This window comes from Scandinavium hiltneri, from assembly GCF_024764835.1.
GTDB classification, from domain to species: domain Bacteria; phylum Pseudomonadota; class Gammaproteobacteria; order Enterobacterales; family Enterobacteriaceae; genus Scandinavium; species Scandinavium hiltneri.
Map to the genome: position 1 here is coordinate 89,375 of NZ_JALIGE010000068.1, position 15,805 is coordinate 105,179.

The 15,805-nt window shown below is 54.4% G+C and carries 16 protein-coding genes; 5 read left to right on the top strand and 11 right to left on the bottom strand.

The window, feature by feature from the left end:
- Window positions 1-6 precede the first annotated feature (6 nt).
- Genes MUU47_RS03645 through ulaA form a run of 4 tightly spaced genes read right to left on the bottom strand, consistent with a single transcriptional unit; the run spans window position 7 to window position 2,872 of the window.
- Window positions 7-663 (bottom strand): 3-keto-L-gulonate-6-phosphate decarboxylase UlaD, encoded by a 657-nt coding sequence (locus MUU47_RS03645; RefSeq protein WP_258986794.1) that lies wholly within the window; start codon window positions 661-663, stop codon window positions 7-9.
- A gap of 12 nt (window positions 664-675) precedes the next feature.
- A complete protein-coding gene (gene ulaC, locus MUU47_RS03650; RefSeq protein ID WP_258986795.1) occupies window positions 676-1,143 on the bottom strand; it encodes a PTS ascorbate transporter subunit IIA in 468 nt (155 codons plus the stop codon).
- 9 nt (window positions 1,144-1,152) lie between these two features.
- Window positions 1,153-1,458 (bottom strand): PTS ascorbate transporter subunit IIB, encoded by a 306-nt coding sequence (gene ulaB, locus MUU47_RS03655; RefSeq protein WP_064540712.1) that lies wholly within the window; start codon window positions 1,456-1,458, stop codon window positions 1,153-1,155.
- A 13-nt stretch (window positions 1,459-1,471) separates the two neighbouring features.
- A complete protein-coding gene (gene ulaA / locus MUU47_RS03660; protein WP_185153765.1) occupies window positions 1,472-2,872 on the bottom strand; it encodes a PTS ascorbate transporter subunit IIC in 1,401 nt (466 codons plus the stop codon).
- A gap of 364 nt (window positions 2,873-3,236) precedes the next feature.
- On the opposite strand from ulaA, the gene ulaG reads away from it, so the two are divergent.
- Both ulaG and ulaR read left to right on the top strand, forming a co-directional pair.
- Window positions 3,237-4,301, top strand: a complete 1,065-nt coding sequence (gene ulaG, locus MUU47_RS03665) for an L-ascorbate 6-phosphate lactonase (RefSeq protein WP_258986798.1) — start codon at window positions 3,237-3,239, stop codon at window positions 4,299-4,301.
- Window positions 4,302-4,428: 127 nt separating this feature from the next.
- Window positions 4,429-5,184 carry an HTH-type transcriptional regulator UlaR gene (ulaR, locus tag MUU47_RS03670; protein WP_258986799.1) on the top strand — a complete coding sequence of 252 codons (756 nt, stop codon included), beginning with the start codon at window positions 4,429-4,431 and terminating at the stop codon, window positions 5,182-5,184.
- Here ulaR and yjfP read toward each other — a convergent pair.
- Window positions 5,181-5,894 carry an esterase gene (yjfP, locus tag MUU47_RS03675; RefSeq protein ID WP_258986800.1) on the bottom strand — a complete coding sequence of 238 codons (714 nt, stop codon included), beginning with the start codon at window positions 5,892-5,894 and terminating at the stop codon, window positions 5,181-5,183. The genes ulaR and yjfP overlap by 4 nt on opposite strands.
- 206 nt (window positions 5,895-6,100) lie before the next feature.
- Here yjfP and bsmA point away from each other — a divergent pair, with 206 nt between their 5' ends.
- Window positions 6,101-6,412: a biofilm peroxide resistance protein BsmA gene (bsmA, locus tag MUU47_RS03680; RefSeq protein WP_258986801.1), complete on the top strand. Its 312-nt coding sequence runs from the start codon at window positions 6,101-6,103 to the stop codon at window positions 6,410-6,412.
- Window positions 6,413-6,544: 132 nt separating this feature from the next.
- Window positions 6,545-6,820: a YdgH/BhsA/McbA family protein gene (locus MUU47_RS03685; RefSeq protein WP_110510923.1), complete on the top strand. Its 276-nt coding sequence runs from the start codon at window positions 6,545-6,547 to the stop codon at window positions 6,818-6,820.
- 34 nt (window positions 6,821-6,854) lie between these two features.
- On the opposite strand, the gene MUU47_RS03690 is transcribed toward MUU47_RS03685, so the two are convergent.
- Entirely contained in the window at window positions 6,855-8,477 is a 1,623-nt protein-coding gene (locus MUU47_RS03690) for an isovaleryl-CoA dehydrogenase (RefSeq protein ID WP_258986803.1), read from the bottom strand.
- A 213-nt stretch (window positions 8,478-8,690) separates the two neighbouring features.
- Between MUU47_RS03690 and MUU47_RS03695 the strand changes: the two genes are divergently transcribed.
- Complete coding sequence (locus tag MUU47_RS03695; RefSeq protein ID WP_258986972.1) at window positions 8,691-9,968, top strand: MFS transporter; 1,278 nt, start codon at window positions 8,691-8,693, stop codon at window positions 9,966-9,968.
- A gap of 81 nt (window positions 9,969-10,049) precedes the next feature.
- Here MUU47_RS03695 and rlmB read toward each other — a convergent pair whose 3' ends face one another.
- From rlmB to MUU47_RS03720, 5 genes are all read right to left on the bottom strand, one after another.
- Window positions 10,050-10,781, bottom strand: a complete 732-nt coding sequence (rlmB, locus tag MUU47_RS03700; protein WP_159759489.1) for a 23S rRNA (guanosine(2251)-2'-O)-methyltransferase RlmB — start codon at window positions 10,779-10,781, stop codon at window positions 10,050-10,052.
- Between the two features lie 90 nt (window positions 10,782-10,871).
- A complete protein-coding gene (rnr, locus tag MUU47_RS03705) occupies window positions 10,872-13,325 on the bottom strand; it encodes a ribonuclease R (protein WP_258986805.1) in 2,454 nt (817 codons plus the stop codon).
- A 164-nt stretch (window positions 13,326-13,489) separates the two neighbouring features.
- Entirely contained in the window at window positions 13,490-13,915 is a 426-nt protein-coding gene (gene nsrR, locus MUU47_RS03710; protein ID WP_159774982.1) for a nitric oxide-sensing transcriptional repressor NsrR, read from the bottom strand.
- A gap of 258 nt (window positions 13,916-14,173) precedes the next feature.
- Window positions 14,174-15,472, bottom strand: a complete 1,299-nt coding sequence (locus MUU47_RS03715) for an adenylosuccinate synthase (protein WP_258986807.1) — start codon at window positions 15,470-15,472, stop codon at window positions 14,174-14,176.
- Between the two features lie 102 nt (window positions 15,473-15,574).
- Window positions 15,575-15,772, bottom strand: a complete 198-nt coding sequence (locus tag MUU47_RS03720) for a DUF2065 domain-containing protein (RefSeq protein ID WP_258986809.1) — start codon at window positions 15,770-15,772, stop codon at window positions 15,575-15,577.
- Window positions 15,773-15,805: the final 33 nt, after the last annotated feature.

Consider the following 15,805-nt stretch of genomic DNA (forward strand, 5'->3'; position numbering starts at 1 on the left):
CGCTCCTTAGCCCCACAGCTGGGCGATAGACCGCTTGAACTGACGCGCGGCCTCGACCGGATCTTTTGCATCACGAATGCTACGCCCGGCGATAAATACATGGATGGGAATACCTTTAAACAACGGTAAATCTTCCAGGGCCAGACCACCGGTCACGGTAACCTTAAAACCCATATCTGCAAGGCGTTTGATAGCGGTAATATCTGCGTCACTCCACGCCACTCCCGCCGCCTGTGCATCACGACTACGGTGATAAACCACCTGCTGAATACCCGCCTGATGCCACTCCTGTGCCTGTTCCCATGTCCAGAATCCGGTCAGTTCTATCTGCACATCGCCGTTAAATTCTTTTGCTACGTCCAGCGCACCTTTGGTGGTGTTGATATCCGCGCAGCAAATCACCGTTATCCAGTCAGCATTGGCTTCAAAGCACATCCGCGAGAGGATTTTTCCGGCGTCGGCAATTTTGGCATCCGCCAGCACAATCTTGTGCGGATACAGCGCTTTCAAATCACGCACGGCACGAACGCCTTCGGCCACGCAAAGAATGGTGCCGACCTCAATGATATCGACTTCTTCGGCGATCAATCGCGTAGTGGCATACGCATCGGCCATGCTCTGGTTATCCAGCGCAACCTGCAACATCGGTAATGAAGAGCTCATAGTATTTCCTTGTTAAGCACACGCCGCAGTGGCGCTATCAATGAGGTCCAGCACGTCCAGCTCGGTACGGCAGGCGCGTAAACGGTCGAAATTGGCTTCGTCTTCAAACAGATTAACGATTTGCATGATGCCCACTTCCTGATGGGTGTTGGCATCCACCGCTGCCATGGTGATGAGGATATCCACCGGGTCGTTATCTTCATGGTTAAACGCCAGCGGCTCCCGCAGCGTGACCAAGGCAAAACCCGTTTTCTTCACGCCCTCTTCCGGGCGACCATGCGGCATGGCGAGGCCTGGTGCGATGACAAAATACGGGCCGTGCTGCGCCACGCCATCCAAAATGGCCTGGTAATATCGCGGCTCGACAACGTCTGCCTTGACCAGTAAATCGACGCCCAGCTTTACCGCCTCCTGCCAAGTATTGGCCTGAGCCTGAAGCAGAATCGAGCGGTTATCGGCCAGCGAATCACGTAGTTTCATGCCGCGTCCTTATTTCAGGTCTTGAGGAAAATGCGCGGTAATCACTTCCATCAGCTTTGGTCCAAAATCCGCCGCTGACAGCATGTTGCGCACGCCGACCACATGTTTATTGCCCGTTACCGTGATTTCACCGGCGATGTGCGTTGAAGCAATAATGACGTCAGCCCCGCTCAGCTCACTTTTGTATTCGCCCACCGCACAGCTGTTCACTGAGTGATCGACCCCCTGCTGCGTCAGGAACTGATCCACTTTCATCTTCATAATCATGGAACTGCCCTGCCCGTTACCGCATACCGCCAGAATTCGTACCGTCATAATCCAGATCCTTTTAGTGGGCAGAAGACTCTGCCAGTTGTTTTTCTGCGTCTTCTTCGGCACGCAGCGTGCGGCCAGCGAAGACCATATACGCCAGAGAAATCAAGATAATGACCGCCATAAAGACGATGCCAATAGAGACGAAGCCCTGCATCATCGGCGGAGCCAGAATCGACCAGTCCGCCATACCCATCCACGCGCTCATACCGGTGAGTTTGATGGCCCAGACACAGCCGAAAATCTCAATCATGCCCATCACCAGACAAATTTTGAGCGCAGCGCGCCAGCCGCCAAAGTGGTTAGCAAAGACGCCAATGGTGGCGTTAGAGAAGAACATTGGAATGAAACCGGGAATAATCATGATCGACGATCCGCAGCCGATGAGGATGCCAACGGCAATCAGCTGGCCAACGGTGCCCCAGATGAAGCCCCAAACCACAGCGTTCGGCGCGAAGCTGTAGATAGCAGCGCAGTCGATGGCCAGCACAGCGCCAGGGATCAGGCGCTGCGATATTCCGTTGAAGGCTTCGGACAGCTCAGCCACAAACATGCGCACGCCCTGCACGATAATGAATATTGCCACTGCGAACTGGAAACCGGTTTGCAGGATGTAGACGGTCCAGTGCACTTTGCCCGCCATCGCCTGCACCACATCGATACCGAAGGAAAGCAAGATGGCGCCGAAGAACACGGTCATGACAATTGCCGTAGACACGATATTGTCGTGGAAAATATTCAGCCAGCCAGGCAGCTTCAGATCTTCAACGCTCTCCTCTTTCTTACCGAGGTACGGCGCAATTTTGTAGGCAATCCAGGAGGCAAACTGCTGTTGGTGGCCAATAGAGAAACCGCAGTTGTCGGTGACCTCCTGCGTCGGCTTGTACATCATGTTGGAAGTGATGCCCCAGTAGAGTGACACCAGTACCGCAGTGCAAATAATGGTGGTCCACATCGGGTAACCGAGTATGTAGAAGAACACGGCAATCAGCCCTGCCTGCTGAAACATGATGTGCCCGGTCAGCATGATGGTACGGATACCGGTGATGCGCCGAAGCAGGACATAAATAATATTCAGCGCCAGTGCCAGAAGTACCGCGTAACCCACCCAGCTATAGGCATCTCCCATACGCTCGATAGTCGCCATCATCGACGCGTAGGTATCTGAAATAGCGCCATTAATGCCATACACTTCCGACATTTTTGCCACCACCGGCTTGAACGTGCCGGTCAAAATCCCCGACCCCGCCTGCAGCAGCATGAAGCCGATAATGGTTTTGATGGTGCCTTTAATGATTACGCTCACGCTCTTACGCAGCAGGATGTAGCCCAGACACGTCACTATCCCCAGCAGCAACGGGGCGTTAGTCATGACCTGATTAAAGAACACGGTAAAGGCGGTGTAGAGGAACGCCATAATGATCTCCATGGTTGGAATCATCGGGCGAATTGACACCGCCCGGTGTTGTGCCGCTCACTTTAATAATCATAAGTAATCACCACAAGATTGAATTTGATTTATTGAGAGTCCGATCGCAAAATATATCCCTGGTTGTTACATGGCTTTCATCACACTGTTTCCGACACCAAATAAATCAACGTAACTTAATAATAAAAAACACATTTCAACCATCACTGAAACATATCCCGCTCATAAGCCGGTCTCTGACGTTAGCGATGACTGGCAAAAAGCAGAGTTGCGCTGACGCAAAAGTGGTGTCAATATCAATCAATGATAATCATAACGTGATTTATTTTGATAACTGATAAGGACGATAACCATGAGCAAAGTGAAGAGCATTACCCGCGAATCCTGGATCCTGAATACTTTTCCGGAGTGGGGAAGCTGGCTGAATGAGGAAATTGAGCAAGAGCAGGTGGCCGCGGGAACCTTCGCCATGTGGTGGCTGGGCTGCACCGGCATCTGGTTGAAATCTCAGGGTGGCGCCAACCTTTGCATCGACTTCTGGTGCGGTACCGGCAAGCAAAGTCACGGCAACCCGCTGATGAAACAGGGACACCAGATGCAGCGAATGGCGGGCGTGAAGAAGCTCCAGCCTAACCTGCGTACCACGCCGTTTGTGTTGGATCCTTTTGCGATCAGAGAAATTGACGCGGTGCTTTCGACGCACGATCACAACGATCATATCGACGTGAACGTCGCTGCCGCCGTGATGCAAAACTGCCCCGACGATATCCCGTTTATCGGGCCGCAAACCTGTGTCGACCTGTGGATTGGCTGGGGTGTGCCGCGTGAACGCTGCATCGTGGTAAGACCGGGCGACGTGGTAAAAGTGAAAGACATTGAAATCCACGCCCTCGATGCTTTTGACCGCACAGCGTTGATAACCTTACCTGCTGAACAAAGAGCGGCAGGGATTTTGCCGGATGGCATGGACGAACGCGCGGTCAACTACCTGTTCAAAACACCGGGCGGTAATCTGTATCACAGCGGAGACTCTCACTATTCCAACTACTACGCCAAACACGGCAACGAGCACCAGATCGACGTTGCGCTCGGGTCGTACGGTGAAAACCCACGTGGCATAACCGATAAAATGACCAGCGCGGATATGCTGCGCATGGCGGAAGCGCTGAACACCAAAGTGGTCATCCCGTTCCATCACGACATCTGGTCAAATTTCCAGGCCGACCCGCAGGAAATCCGCGTGCTGTGGGAAATGAAGAAAGACCGCCTGAAATATGGCTTCAAACCGTTTATCTGGCAGGTTGGCGGCAAATTCACCTGGCCGCAGGATAAAGACAATCTGGAATACCACTACCCGCGTGGCTTCGATGATTGCTTCACCACGGAACCGGATCTGCCGTTTAAATCCTTCCTGTAAGACCGCGCTGGCGCGGCACTGATCCGGGGGATGACCGCTGCGCTGGCCTTTTAATCCGACGTTTACTTAGTAATTTCAGGCTATTTCAAATATCATCATTAAAAATCAAGGATCTGCGGAATAGCTCATGACCGAAGCACAACGGCACCAAATCTTACTCGAACTGCTGGCGCAGACGGGTTTTGTCACTGTCGAACAGGTGATTGAAAAACTGGGGATTTCCCCTGCCACCGCTCGTCGGGACATCAATAAACTGGATGAAAGCGGCAGGCTGAAAAAAGTGCGGAACGGCGCCGAAGCCATCAGCCAACAGCGCCCACGCTGGACGCCGATGAACATTCACGAAGCGCTGAATCACGATGAAAAGGTGCGTATCGCGCGCGCTGCGTCGCAGCTGGTGAATCCAGGGGAAAGCGTAGTGATCAACTGTGGTTCAACCGCATTTCTACTTGGCCGGGAAATGTGCGGCAAGCCAGTACAAATCATCACCAACTATCTGCCTCTGGCGAATTTCCTGATCGACCAGGAGCACGACAGCGTGATCATCATGGGCGGTCAGTACGATAAGAGTCAGTCCATCACGCTGAGCCCGCAGGGAAGTGAAAACTCGCTTTATGCCGGGCACTGGATGTTCACCAGCGGCAAGGGCCTCACCGCCGACGGGTTATATAAAACCGATATGCTGACCGCGATGGCAGAACAAAAAATGCTGAACGGCGTCGGGAAACTGGTGGTGCTGGTCGACAGCACCAAAGTCGGCGAACGCGCGGGCATGCTGTTCAGCCGCGCGGAAGATATCGATATTTTAATTACCGGCAAAGACGCTCGCCCTGAAATCCTCAAACAGCTTGAAGCTCAGGGCGTCCAGGTTCTGCGCGTTTAGAGGAACTGCTTAAAGAATGCCACCGTCACGTCCAGCGCTTCCGGCGTGATACGGTGACGAACGCCTGCTTGCCAGTGACAGGTGAGCTGGTGGTCCAGCCCCTGCCGCTGCATCGCCTGCTGTAGACGGAACGTCTCAGCGGCAGGTACGACGTCGTCATCTTCGCCGTGCCACAGCAGCAGAGGTCTTGCAGCGAGTTTTTCCAGCTGCTGCCCAACGTCCCATTCGGTCAGCTCCGCTGGCGTTTCCAGTGAAGGGAACAGCGAGCGGGAAAGTGATGTGAAGTAGCCTGACCCCATCAGGCTGGCGACGCATTTCACTTCCGGGTGATGCGTCATTATCCCTAGTGCTGTCATGCCGCCCATCGATGCGCCCGCCACCGCCAATCGGTCTTCCGCCAGCCATCCTTGTTCCACGATAGCCTCTTTCAGCACGGCGAATTCGTGACAGCTGTTGAGCAGAATGGGCCAGAAGCGTTGCATTCGCGTCGCGTCATCACCGCTAAAACGCGAGCCGTGATCGAGCGCATCGGGCATGATCACCCGAAACCCGGCCAGTGCCAGCGTTACGGCAAAATAGCTGTAGACCTGTTTTGACGAGGTAAACCCATGATAAAAAACGATACACGGCAATGCCGAATCTGCTTTACCGCGCGGAAAGGCGTGTAAAACTTCGCTGCCCGCCAGCTTACGCATTTCAAGTTCAATCATTTATCTTCCTCTTCTTTTATGCTGGTATGACACGCTGAGATTTCCCGCGCAAGTTTATCCTTTCCTCACGGCTGCTAATGTTGAGAGGTGGATTACGGTTTTACGATTATTTCATTCGAAAATCGCGCCAGAGATAACAGTTCGGGAACATTCCCCCTAAACGCAATTTATTAATCACTACACTAATGATTATCAGGAAACGGGATATGGCTATGCGACGTTTTGCGCCAATGCTGCTGGTGCTTTTGCTGTGTGGATGTAGCGTCCTTCAGGGAACCCCTGAAGCCCCGCCGCCACTCACCAGTCACCCGCAGGAAATCCGAAAGAACCAGACGGAAGGTCTGCAAAAGATGGGTACGGTCAGTGCCATGGTATACGGTTCACCGATGGATGTTGAATCGGCCATCAAGGCGAAAGTGACCGCCGCCAAAGCAGATTACTACGTGATCATCATGATTGATGACACCATGGTTCCAGGACAATGGTATTCACAAGCCATACTGTATCGCAAACCTTAAGCGGGCATAATTTAGCCAGCTTTACATTGCTTTTCAGCCGTTCACGTTTCCCGATGCACAATGACGTCATGCCATCCCCTAAGGATGTACGTCTGCGATGGATTGCCCAAGGCTAACCTCGGGTTACGTGAAATGGAGCTGACGACGATGAAACACGCCTTTGCCTACACATTAGGATTTTCGAACACCACGGCGCAATCTGCAGAGTTTGCCAGCGCCGATTGTGTCACTGGACTGAATGAAATCGGTCAAATTTCCGTCAATAATATTTCTGGCAGCCTTCAGGACGTCGAACGCGTGATCGCCCTCAAAGCCGATGAGCAAGGGGCGTCGTGGTACCGTATTATCCAGATGTATGAAGAACAGAACCCAGACAACTGGCGCGTACAGGCCATTCTGTACGCTTGAGATGATGGGCAGACGCTGAGCGCCTGCCCCTGCTTTACCCCATCCCACCTGTCGCCCGCAGCAGTAAATCACTCTGTAAACGCTCATCCAGCAGCATTCCGCCGCGCGAATCCAGCATCATCCGACACCACGCCTGCGCCATCGGTGGTGACGCCGTTTGCAGCATTTGTGCCCCGCAACCCAGCAGATAGAGCTGCTGCGTGATTTCACGCCCCTGCGCTTCCAGCGGTTTACGCAGCCGCTGCTGAAGCTGACGCCAGGCGCGGTCGAAATGCCGGTCCTGCCCTTTGACTTCATTGCATTCGGCGCTGAGCAGTTCCAGTACGCCCGGCTGTTTCGCCAGCACCCGCAGCACATCGAGGCACATGATATTCCCCGAGCCTTCCCAGATGCTGTTCACCGGCATTTCACGGTACAGACGAGGCAGCTCGCTGTCTTCGCAGTAGCCCACCCCGCCGAGCACCTCCATCGCCTCAGCGACAAACGGAATGCCCGCCTTGCAGATGGCGAATTTTGCCGTCGGCGTAAAGAGTCTGGCCCATAGCGCGCTCTCGGTGGAAGTCCGGTTATCCCACGCCCGTGCCAGACGAAACAGAAAGGCGGTTTGCCCTTCCAGTTGCAACGTCATCCGGCTCAATACCTGGCGCATTAACGGCTGCTCGACAAGCGTTTTGCCAAACGCCTGGCGTTGATGCGCGTGATACAGCGCCACTGACAGCGCCCGGCGCATCAGGCCGTGGCTGCCCAGCGCGCAATCGAAGCGGGTCAGGCCGCCCATTTTGAGGATCAGGCGGATCCCTTCGCCTTCTTCGCCCAGCAGCCAGCCGGTTGCATCGGTAAACTCTACTTCGCTGCTGGCGTTGGAGCGGTTGCCGAGCTTATCTTTCAGGCGCTCGAGCCGCACCGCATTACGTTGTCCATCAGGCAAGAAGCGCGGGACGAAAAAGCACGACAATCCGCCGCTGGCTTGCGCCAGAATCAGATGCGCATCGCTTTGCGGCACGGAGAAGAACCATTTATGCCCCACCAGCCGGTACATTTCACCGTCGATTTTCTCGGCCCGGGTGGAATTACTCAGCACATCAGAGCCGCCCTGTTTTTCGGTCATCCCCATGCCAATCAGCAACCCGCGCTTTTGGCCACCGGGAAGCAAATGGGAATCGTAGCGATCGCTCATTAAGGGCGTGGCCCAGTCAGCAAAAGGCTTAGGCAGGAATTGCTGTAACAACGGCGTGGCGGCGAAGGTCATGGTCACCGGGCAAAGCGTGCCGGCCTCGACCTGCGCATGCAGCAAAAAACGCGCCGCACGGGCAACAAACGAGCCGGATCGCGCGTCCTCTTCCCAGGCCAGATTATGCACACGGTTGGCACACAGGCCCTGCATCAGCAGATGCCAGGCCGGATGAAAGCGCACATCGTCCAGCCGTTCACCCGTGGCGTCGTAGCGCAGCAGTTCCGGCGAATTCACGTTGGCGAGTCGCCCGAGTTCCAGCGATTCTGCGGCCCCTAACTGTTGCCCGATGCTGGCCAGCAAATCGAGATCCCAGCCTGCGCCTTCTCGCATCACCGCCTCGTGCAGCGCGGTGTCGGAAAGGAACAAGTTGCTGTTATTGAGCGGCATTGGCTGGTTGAACACGGTATGCGTTTGCCAGGACATAGCGCCTCCTTCCTTCATGAGCATCAGCCGTAAGTATGGTCAGCGCACTGAGGGTCTGCCCGTTAAAAGGGTGATAAAAAAGAATCATACCCGGCTTCGTGAGGCCCATCACAGCCATAAGAATTTTAAATTTTCTTATCTATTTTGTATGGAATAATTTATTCAATGGTTAATACGATGTACACCTCAGGACATGCTATGCAAACAGGATCAGTGGCAGCAGGGGCGCACAAACGTGCGTTGATAGCCGGTTCAATTGGCAATTTCATCGAATGGTATGAATTTGCCGTTTACGGCTTTCTGGCAACGGTTATTGCCAAAAACTTCTTCCAGCTCGAAGGTGAGGCGCCGATTACCGGGCTTATCCTCACCTATGCGGCATTCGCCGTGGCCTTTTTCTTCCGCCCGCTGGGTGCCATCGTTTTCGGCCGTCTGGGCGACCGCATCGGGCGTAAACCGACGCTGATTCTGGTGCTGGTGATGATGACGCTGGCAACCACCGCGATTGGCCTCGTGCCGGTGTACGCTACAATCGGCGTCGCCGCGCCGTTACTCTTAACCGTGTTGCGCATTTTGCAGGGACTTTTCGCGGGCGGAGAGTACGGCGGGGCCGTGTCGTTGATGACCGAATTTGCGCCAAAAGGTAAACGCGGGCTGTACGGCGCGTGGCAATCCTTCACCGTTGCGCTGGGCTTGCTGGCAGGTGCGGGCATTGTGGCGCTGATGTCTGCCATGCTCAGCCCTGAAGCCATGCTCGACTGGGGCTGGCGCGTGCCGTTCTTTTTAGCGCTGCCTATGGGCGGCGTGGCGCTTTGGCTGCGAATGAATATGGAAGAAACGCCAAGTTTCGTCCGTCAGCAGAAAACTGATGCGGTTCCGGTCAAAGCCAGCACCTCTGGTACCTTTAAAGCGATTGTTATCGGCATTGGCCGTCTGATGGTGTGGTCTGCCGCGGGTTACACCTATCTGGTGATCATGCCTTCCTACCTACAATCTGCACTGCATACCGGGTTTAACCAGGCGCTGCTGATTGCGGTGATTTCTAACATTGGTTTTGCGGTGACCATTCTTCCGTCGGGCATGCTGAGCGATAAAATTGGTCGCCGCACGCTGATGGTGCTCGCCGCGGTATTACTGCTGGTACTGGCACTGCCGTTGCTGAAAATTTTGCAGGCGGAATCCAGCACGCTGCTGGTCAAAGGGCTGGTCGTGTTTATTGCGGGTGGACTGGTAGGGATGTTGGCCGGGCCTGGGCCTGCCATGCTGTCGGAGATGTTCCCAACCAAAGTACGGTATACCGGACTTGGGCTGGCGTATTCACTTTCTAATGCCATTTTCTCTGGCTGCGCAGGGCTGATTATTACCGGGCTGATTAAGCAGACGGGTAATCTCGATATTCCGGCGTATTACGTGATGGCCACGGCAGTGGTGAGTATTGTGGCGTTGATGACGCTGAGAAAGGATGACCATCTGCGGTCACTGGATGAGTAAACAAACTGCCCGGCGGGACTAACGCTTGCCAAGCCTACAGGTTGTAGGCCGGGTAAACGTAGTGCCACCAGGCATTCAATATTAACTTCTCTGGCGCACGGCTTCAAACAGGCAAATACCGGTGGCGACAGACACATTCAGTGAAGACACACTGCCCGCCATCGGAATGCTAATAAGCTCATCGCAGTGCTCACGAGTCAGGCGACGCATGCCTTCACCTTCCGCACCCATCACCAGCGCCATGCGGCCAGCCAGCTTGCTCTGATACAGCGTGTGGTCGGCTTCACCAGCGGTACCCACAATCCAGATGTTCTCTTCCTGCAACAGACGCATAGTACGTGCCAGGTTGGTCACCCGGATTAACGGCACATTTTCTGCAGCACCACAGGCCACTTTCTTCGCCGTCGCATTGAGCTGTGCAGAACGATCGCGCGGAACAATCACCGCGTGCACGCCCGCCGCATCTGCGCTACGCAGACAAGCACCGAGGTTGTGCGGATCGGTCACGCCGTCGAGGATCAGCAGGAATGGGTTCTCGAACTGGCTCAGCAGAGCCGGCAGATCGTTTTCCTGATACTGTCGACCCTCTTTTACGCGCGCGATAATCCCCTGATGCACAGCACCTTCGCTCTTCTCGTCAAGGTATTGGCGGTTCGCGACCTGAATCACCACACCCTGGGCTTCCAGCGCATGGATCAGCGGCAGAAGGCGTTTATCTTCGCGGCCTTTCAGGATAAAGACTTCCTGAAAACGCTCGGGGGCACGCTCGAGAAGGGCCTGCACCGCGTGGATGCCGTAAATCATTTCACTCATGAATGGTACTCGTAAATTGTTAATAGCTATCCCCTCAATCCGACCCTCTCCCGAAACGGGCGAGGGAGAAGGCCAGCATGAGGGTAAAAATTACTCGGCGACTTTCTTTTTCGAAGCGCGTTTAGCTTTAGTCGCGGTGGCGATTTTAAGCGTTTTTTCAGACGGTTTTTTAGCTTTCTTACCGGCTACGTCTTTCTTCGCTTTCGGCTTCGGTTTCGCCTGGCCGTTCTCACCGCGGAACGCGGCATCCGGCTCGAAGTTCACCTTTTTACCGGCCTGACGGCGACGGTTGCCAGGCTTCGCACCGCCCGATTTCTTCGCTTTTTCACGCTCGGTTTTACCGACGTTACGCGGGCCACGTTCGCTGGAGATCAGCGAGAAGTCGATTTTACGCTCGTCCATGTTGACGGCTTCCACTTTCACTTCCACACGATCGCCCAGACGGTAAGTCTGGCCGCCGGATTCGCCAATCAGACGCTGGCCAATCTGGTCGAAACGGTAGTAGTCGTTGTCGAGAGAAGACACGTGAACCAGGCCGTCGATGAACAAGTCGCTCAGACGCACGAAGAAGCCGAAGCCTGTCACGCTGGCGATAACGCCAGGGAACACGTTGCCGACCTGATCCTGCATGAAGTCACACTTCAGCCAGTCAGAGACTTCACGGGTCGCTTCATCGGCACGGCGTTCGGTCATCGAACAGTGCTGGCCCAGTTGCAGCATCTCTTCCATGCTGTAGTGCCAGCCGCCGGTATCGGTGGAATGGCCTTGATGCCCCTCATCTTTCGCCAACAGATATTTAATGGCACGGTGCAGCGACAGGTCAGGATAACGACGAATTGGCGAGGTGAAGTGCGCGTAAGATTGCAACGCCAGACCAAAGTGACCGCGGTTTTCCGGGTCATATACCGCCTGTTTCATCGAGCGCAGCAGCATCGTTTGCAGCATCTCGTGATCCGGACGATCGGCGATAGACGTCAGCAGCTCGGCGTAATCGCGCGGCTCAGGCTTATTGCCACCCGGCAGCTCAAGACCCAGTTCTGCCAGAACGGTGCGGAAAGAGGTGATCGCCTCTTCGGTAGGCTTATCGTGAATACGGAACAGCGCAGGCTCTGATTCTTTCTCAACGAAGCGCGCCGCCGAAATATTCGCGAGGATCATGCACTCTTCGATCAGTTTATGGGCATCGTTACGCTGAGTTTGCTCAATTCGCTCAATGCGGCGCTCGGCGTTGAAGATAAACTTCGCTTCTTCGCTTTCAAACGAGATCCCACCACGTTCAGCGCGGGAGACATCCAGCACTTTGTAGAGGCTGTGCAGTTCTTCGATATGCTTCACCAGTGGGGCGTACTGCTCGCGCAGCTCCTGATCGCCCTGCAGAATGTGCCAGACTTTGTTATAAGTCAGACGCGCATGGGAGCTCATCACCGCTTCGTAGAATGTATAACTCGTCAGGCGCCCTTTTGCTGAAATAGTCATTTCACAGACCATGCACAGTCGGTCAACCTGCGGGTTCAGGGAGCACAGACCGTTGGACAGCACTTCCGGCAGCATCGGCACAACCTGCGACGGGAAGTAAACCGAGGTCCCGCGGTTGCGGGCTTCGGCGTCCAGCGCGGTTGGCGGACGTACGTAATAGCTTACGTCGGCAATAGCCACCCACAGACGCCAGCCGCCGCCGCGTTTCTTCTCGCAGAACACGGCGTCATCGAAGTCACGGGCATCTTCGCCATCAATGGTCATCAGCGGCAGATCACGCAGATCCACACGGCCTATTTTCGCTTCTTCCGGTACCTGTTCTTTCAGGTTCGCAATCTGGTTTTCAACTTCAGGCGGCCAGACATACGGGATTTCATGGGTACGCAGCGCCATGTCCACGGCCATGCTGGTGCCCATATTATCGCCCAGCACTTCGACAATTTTACCAATGGCTTTCGTACGGCGGGTCGGGCGCTGAGTCAGCTCAACCACCACCACAAAGCCCATCCGCGCACCCATCAGTTCTTCAGGCGGGATGAGGATATCAAAGCTCAGACGACTGTCGTCCGGCACCACAAAGCCGATACCTGCATCGGTAAAGTAGCGGCCAACGATTTGCCCGGCTCTTGGCTCGAGTACGCGAACAATGCGCGCTTCACGACGGCCTTTACGATCAGCACCCAGCGGCTGCGCCAGGACCAGATCGCCGTGCATGCACATTTTCATCTGTTCTGATGAAAGATAGAGATCGTCTTTACGACCTTCGACGCGCAGGAAGCCAAAGCCATCTCGGTGACCGATGACTTTACCTTTCAGCAGATCGAGGCGTTCCGGCAGCGCATAGCACTGACGGCGGGTGAAAACGAGTTGCCCGTCGCGCTCCATGGCGCGCAGGCGGCGACGCAGGGCTTCCTGCTGCTCTTCACCTTCGATATTCAGCTCAGTCGCCAGCTCATCTCGGCTGACCGGTTTTTCGCGTTTAGTAATGAAATCGAGGATGAATTCCCGGCTAGGGATAGGGTTCGCGTATTTTTCAGCTTCGCGTTCCTGGAAAGGATCGTGTGACATAGCGGTTCCTCCGTTGTCAGCTCTGGTGAAGTAATACACCCGTCATACTTCGCGTTGCATGTGCATTGGCTACGTCCGCTCACCCCAGTCACTTACCTGAGTAAGCTCCTGGGGGATTCCCGGACTTGCCGCCTTCCTACAGCGCGAATTATTTAGGGTATAAATCACTCCACCAGCAATAATTTATAAAGCGGTTGATTCTCTTCAACCAAATCGGCCAGCGTGTAGTTATCCAGTTCCTTGAGAAAACTGTTCACGGCCTCAGACAGTGCCTGTTTCAAACGACAGGCGGGCGTAATGTGGCAAAAGTCGCTGCTGCAGTTCACCAGCGACAAGGGTTCAAGTTCGCGAACCACATCACCAATAATAATCGTGCGTGCTGGTTTCCCCAGACGAATGCCACCGTTTTTTCCGCGTACGGCATCGACGAAGCCTGCGCGGCTTAGCTGGTTGATAATTTTAACCATGTGATTACGGGATACGCCATATACCTCAGTGACCTCAGAGATATTGGTCATTCGACCGTCCGGCAGCGATGCCATATAGATTAGCGCACGCAATCCGTAATCGGTGAAACTCGTTAACTGCACATCAACCTCAAAGCAGGGAAAAAGACAGATATACGCTAAATCATTCAGGTTGCATCGCGGCGGCAACTGATCGACTCCTGGGAGCTTACACGAGTAAGTGACCAGGGTGAATGAAGGCAGCCAACAAAGAGGCAGCTTGAATGATGACGTGTATTTACATTGATGATAAACCAGCCAGCCATGCAGCGGTTAATTTATTTAAGCGGGAGAAGATGGAAAGCAAGAACAAGGGGCGCCTTGAAAGCGCCCCTGACATGATTATGCGTCGAACGGGTCGCGTAGGATCATGGTTTCATTACGGTCCGGACCGGTTGAAATGATATCAACAGGAACGTCGGTCAGTTCTTCGATACGTTTGATGTAGTCCAGCGCTGCCTGCGGTAAGCCGCTGCGCTCTTTCACGCCAAAGGTGGTCTCAGACCAGCCCGGCATGGACTCATAAATCGGCTCGATACCTTCCCAGTCATCGGCTGCCAGCGGAGTGGTAGTCACTTCGCGGCCATCTGGCATACGGTAACCGATGCAGAGTTTAACTTCTTTCAGACCATCCAGAACGTCCAGTTTGGTCAGGCAGAAACCAGACAGAGAGTTTATCTGCACGGCACGGCGTACAGCGACGATGTCCAGCCAGCCAGTACGACGACGGCGACCCGTGGTCGCGCCAAACTCGTTACCCTGCTTGCAGAGGAACTCGCCGGTTTCGTCAAACAGTTCGGTCGGGAATGGACCTGCGCCCACACGGGTGGAGTACGCTTTGATGATGCCCAGCACGTAATCAACGTAACGTGGACCCAGGCCGGAACCGGTCGCCACGCCACCAGCGGTGGTGTTGGAGGAGGTCACGTATGGATAGGTACCGTGGTCGATGTCCAGCAGGGTGCCCTGGGCACCTTCGAACATCACGAAATCACCACGCTTGCGCGCCTGATCCAGCAGGTCAGAAACGTCAACAACCATCGCAGTCAGGATGTCGGCCACGGCCATGACATCGTCCAGCACTTTCTGGAAATCAACGGCTTCAGCTTTGTAGAAGTTCACCAGCTGGAAGTTGTGATATTCCATCACTTCTTTCAGTTTGTCGGCGAAGGTCGCTTTGTCGAACAGGTCGCCAACGCGCAGGCCACGACGGGCCACTTTATCTTCATACGCAGGGCCGATACCACGACCGGTAGTACCGATAGCTTTCGCACCGCGCGCTTTTTCACGAGCAACGTCCAGCGCAACATGATAATCAAGGATCAACGGGCATGCTTCAGAGAGCAGCAGACGTTCGCGAACCGGGATACCACGGTCTTCCAGTTCTTTCATCTCTTTCATCAGCGCAGCAGGAGACAGCACAACACCGTTACCGATGATGCTGGTCACATTGTCGCGAAGAATACCTGATGGAATAAGATGGAGGACGGTTTTTTCACCGTTGATTACGAGAGTATGGCCTGCGTTGTGACCGCCCTGGTAGCGTACAACATATTTAGCCCGTTCAGTCAGAAGATCGACGATCTTCCCTTTACCTTCGTCACCCCATTGGGTGCCCAGTACGACGACGTTGTTACCCATTTTTCAAAATCACCGTTTGCTTAAAAAAGGATTCTACCATCGCTTTTTCAGAGATACAGCACTTTTTCCAGGCAAAATCGGGTAAGAGCGACTAAGACCCTGTCAGGTCATCGATTTCGTCAACATGTAGTAGATGACGACGCCTGCAACCACAAGCCCCCCACCAAAACGCCGTAAAATATGATCCGGAAGTTGCGATAACGCCGCGACCATTTTCCGCCAGGCCTGTGGATAGAGCATTGGGCCGAGGCCTTCAAGGACTAACACCAGCGCAAGCGCCAGCCAAATCGTTGAGTTCATGATTCATCCTGATAAAAGAAAACCACCGCCAAT

Coding starts and splice junctions, on each gene's coding strand:
- MUU47_RS03685 (WP_110510923.1), top strand. CDS start 6,545: ATGGAGCTGACGACGATGAAACACGCCTTTGCCTACACATTAGGATTT.
- ulaA (WP_185153765.1), bottom strand. CDS start 2,872: ATGGCGTTCCTCTACACCGCCTTTACCGTGTTCTTTAATCAGGTCATG.
- MUU47_RS03720 (WP_258986809.1), bottom strand. CDS start 15,772: ATGAACTCAACGATTTGGCTGGCGCTTGCGCTGGTGTTAGTCCTTGAA.
- ulaG (WP_258986798.1), top strand. CDS start 3,237: ATGAGCAAAGTGAAGAGCATTACCCGCGAATCCTGGATCCTGAATACT.
- MUU47_RS03715 (WP_258986807.1), bottom strand. CDS start 15,472: ATGGGTAACAACGTCGTCGTACTGGGCACCCAATGGGGTGACGAAGGT.
- ulaC (WP_258986795.1), bottom strand. CDS start 1,143: ATGAAACTACGTGATTCGCTGGCCGATAACCGCTCGATTCTGCTTCAG.
- yjfP (WP_258986800.1), bottom strand. CDS start 5,894: ATGATTGAACTTGAAATGCGTAAGCTGGCGGGCAGCGAAGTTTTACAC.
- ulaB (WP_064540712.1), bottom strand. CDS start 1,458: ATGACGGTACGAATTCTGGCGGTATGCGGTAACGGGCAGGGCAGTTCC.
- ulaR (WP_258986799.1), top strand. CDS start 4,429: ATGACCGAAGCACAACGGCACCAAATCTTACTCGAACTGCTGGCGCAG.
- MUU47_RS03645 (WP_258986794.1), bottom strand. CDS start 663: ATGAGCTCTTCATTACCGATGTTGCAGGTTGCGCTGGATAACCAGAGC.
- bsmA (WP_258986801.1), top strand. CDS start 6,101: ATGGCTATGCGACGTTTTGCGCCAATGCTGCTGGTGCTTTTGCTGTGT.
- MUU47_RS03690 (WP_258986803.1), bottom strand. CDS start 8,477: ATGTCCTGGCAAACGCATACCGTGTTCAACCAGCCAATGCCGCTCAAT.
- rnr (WP_258986805.1), bottom strand. CDS start 13,325: ATGTCACACGATCCTTTCCAGGAACGCGAAGCTGAAAAATACGCGAAC.
- rlmB (WP_159759489.1), bottom strand. CDS start 10,781: ATGAGTGAAATGATTTACGGCATCCACGCGGTGCAGGCCCTTCTCGAG.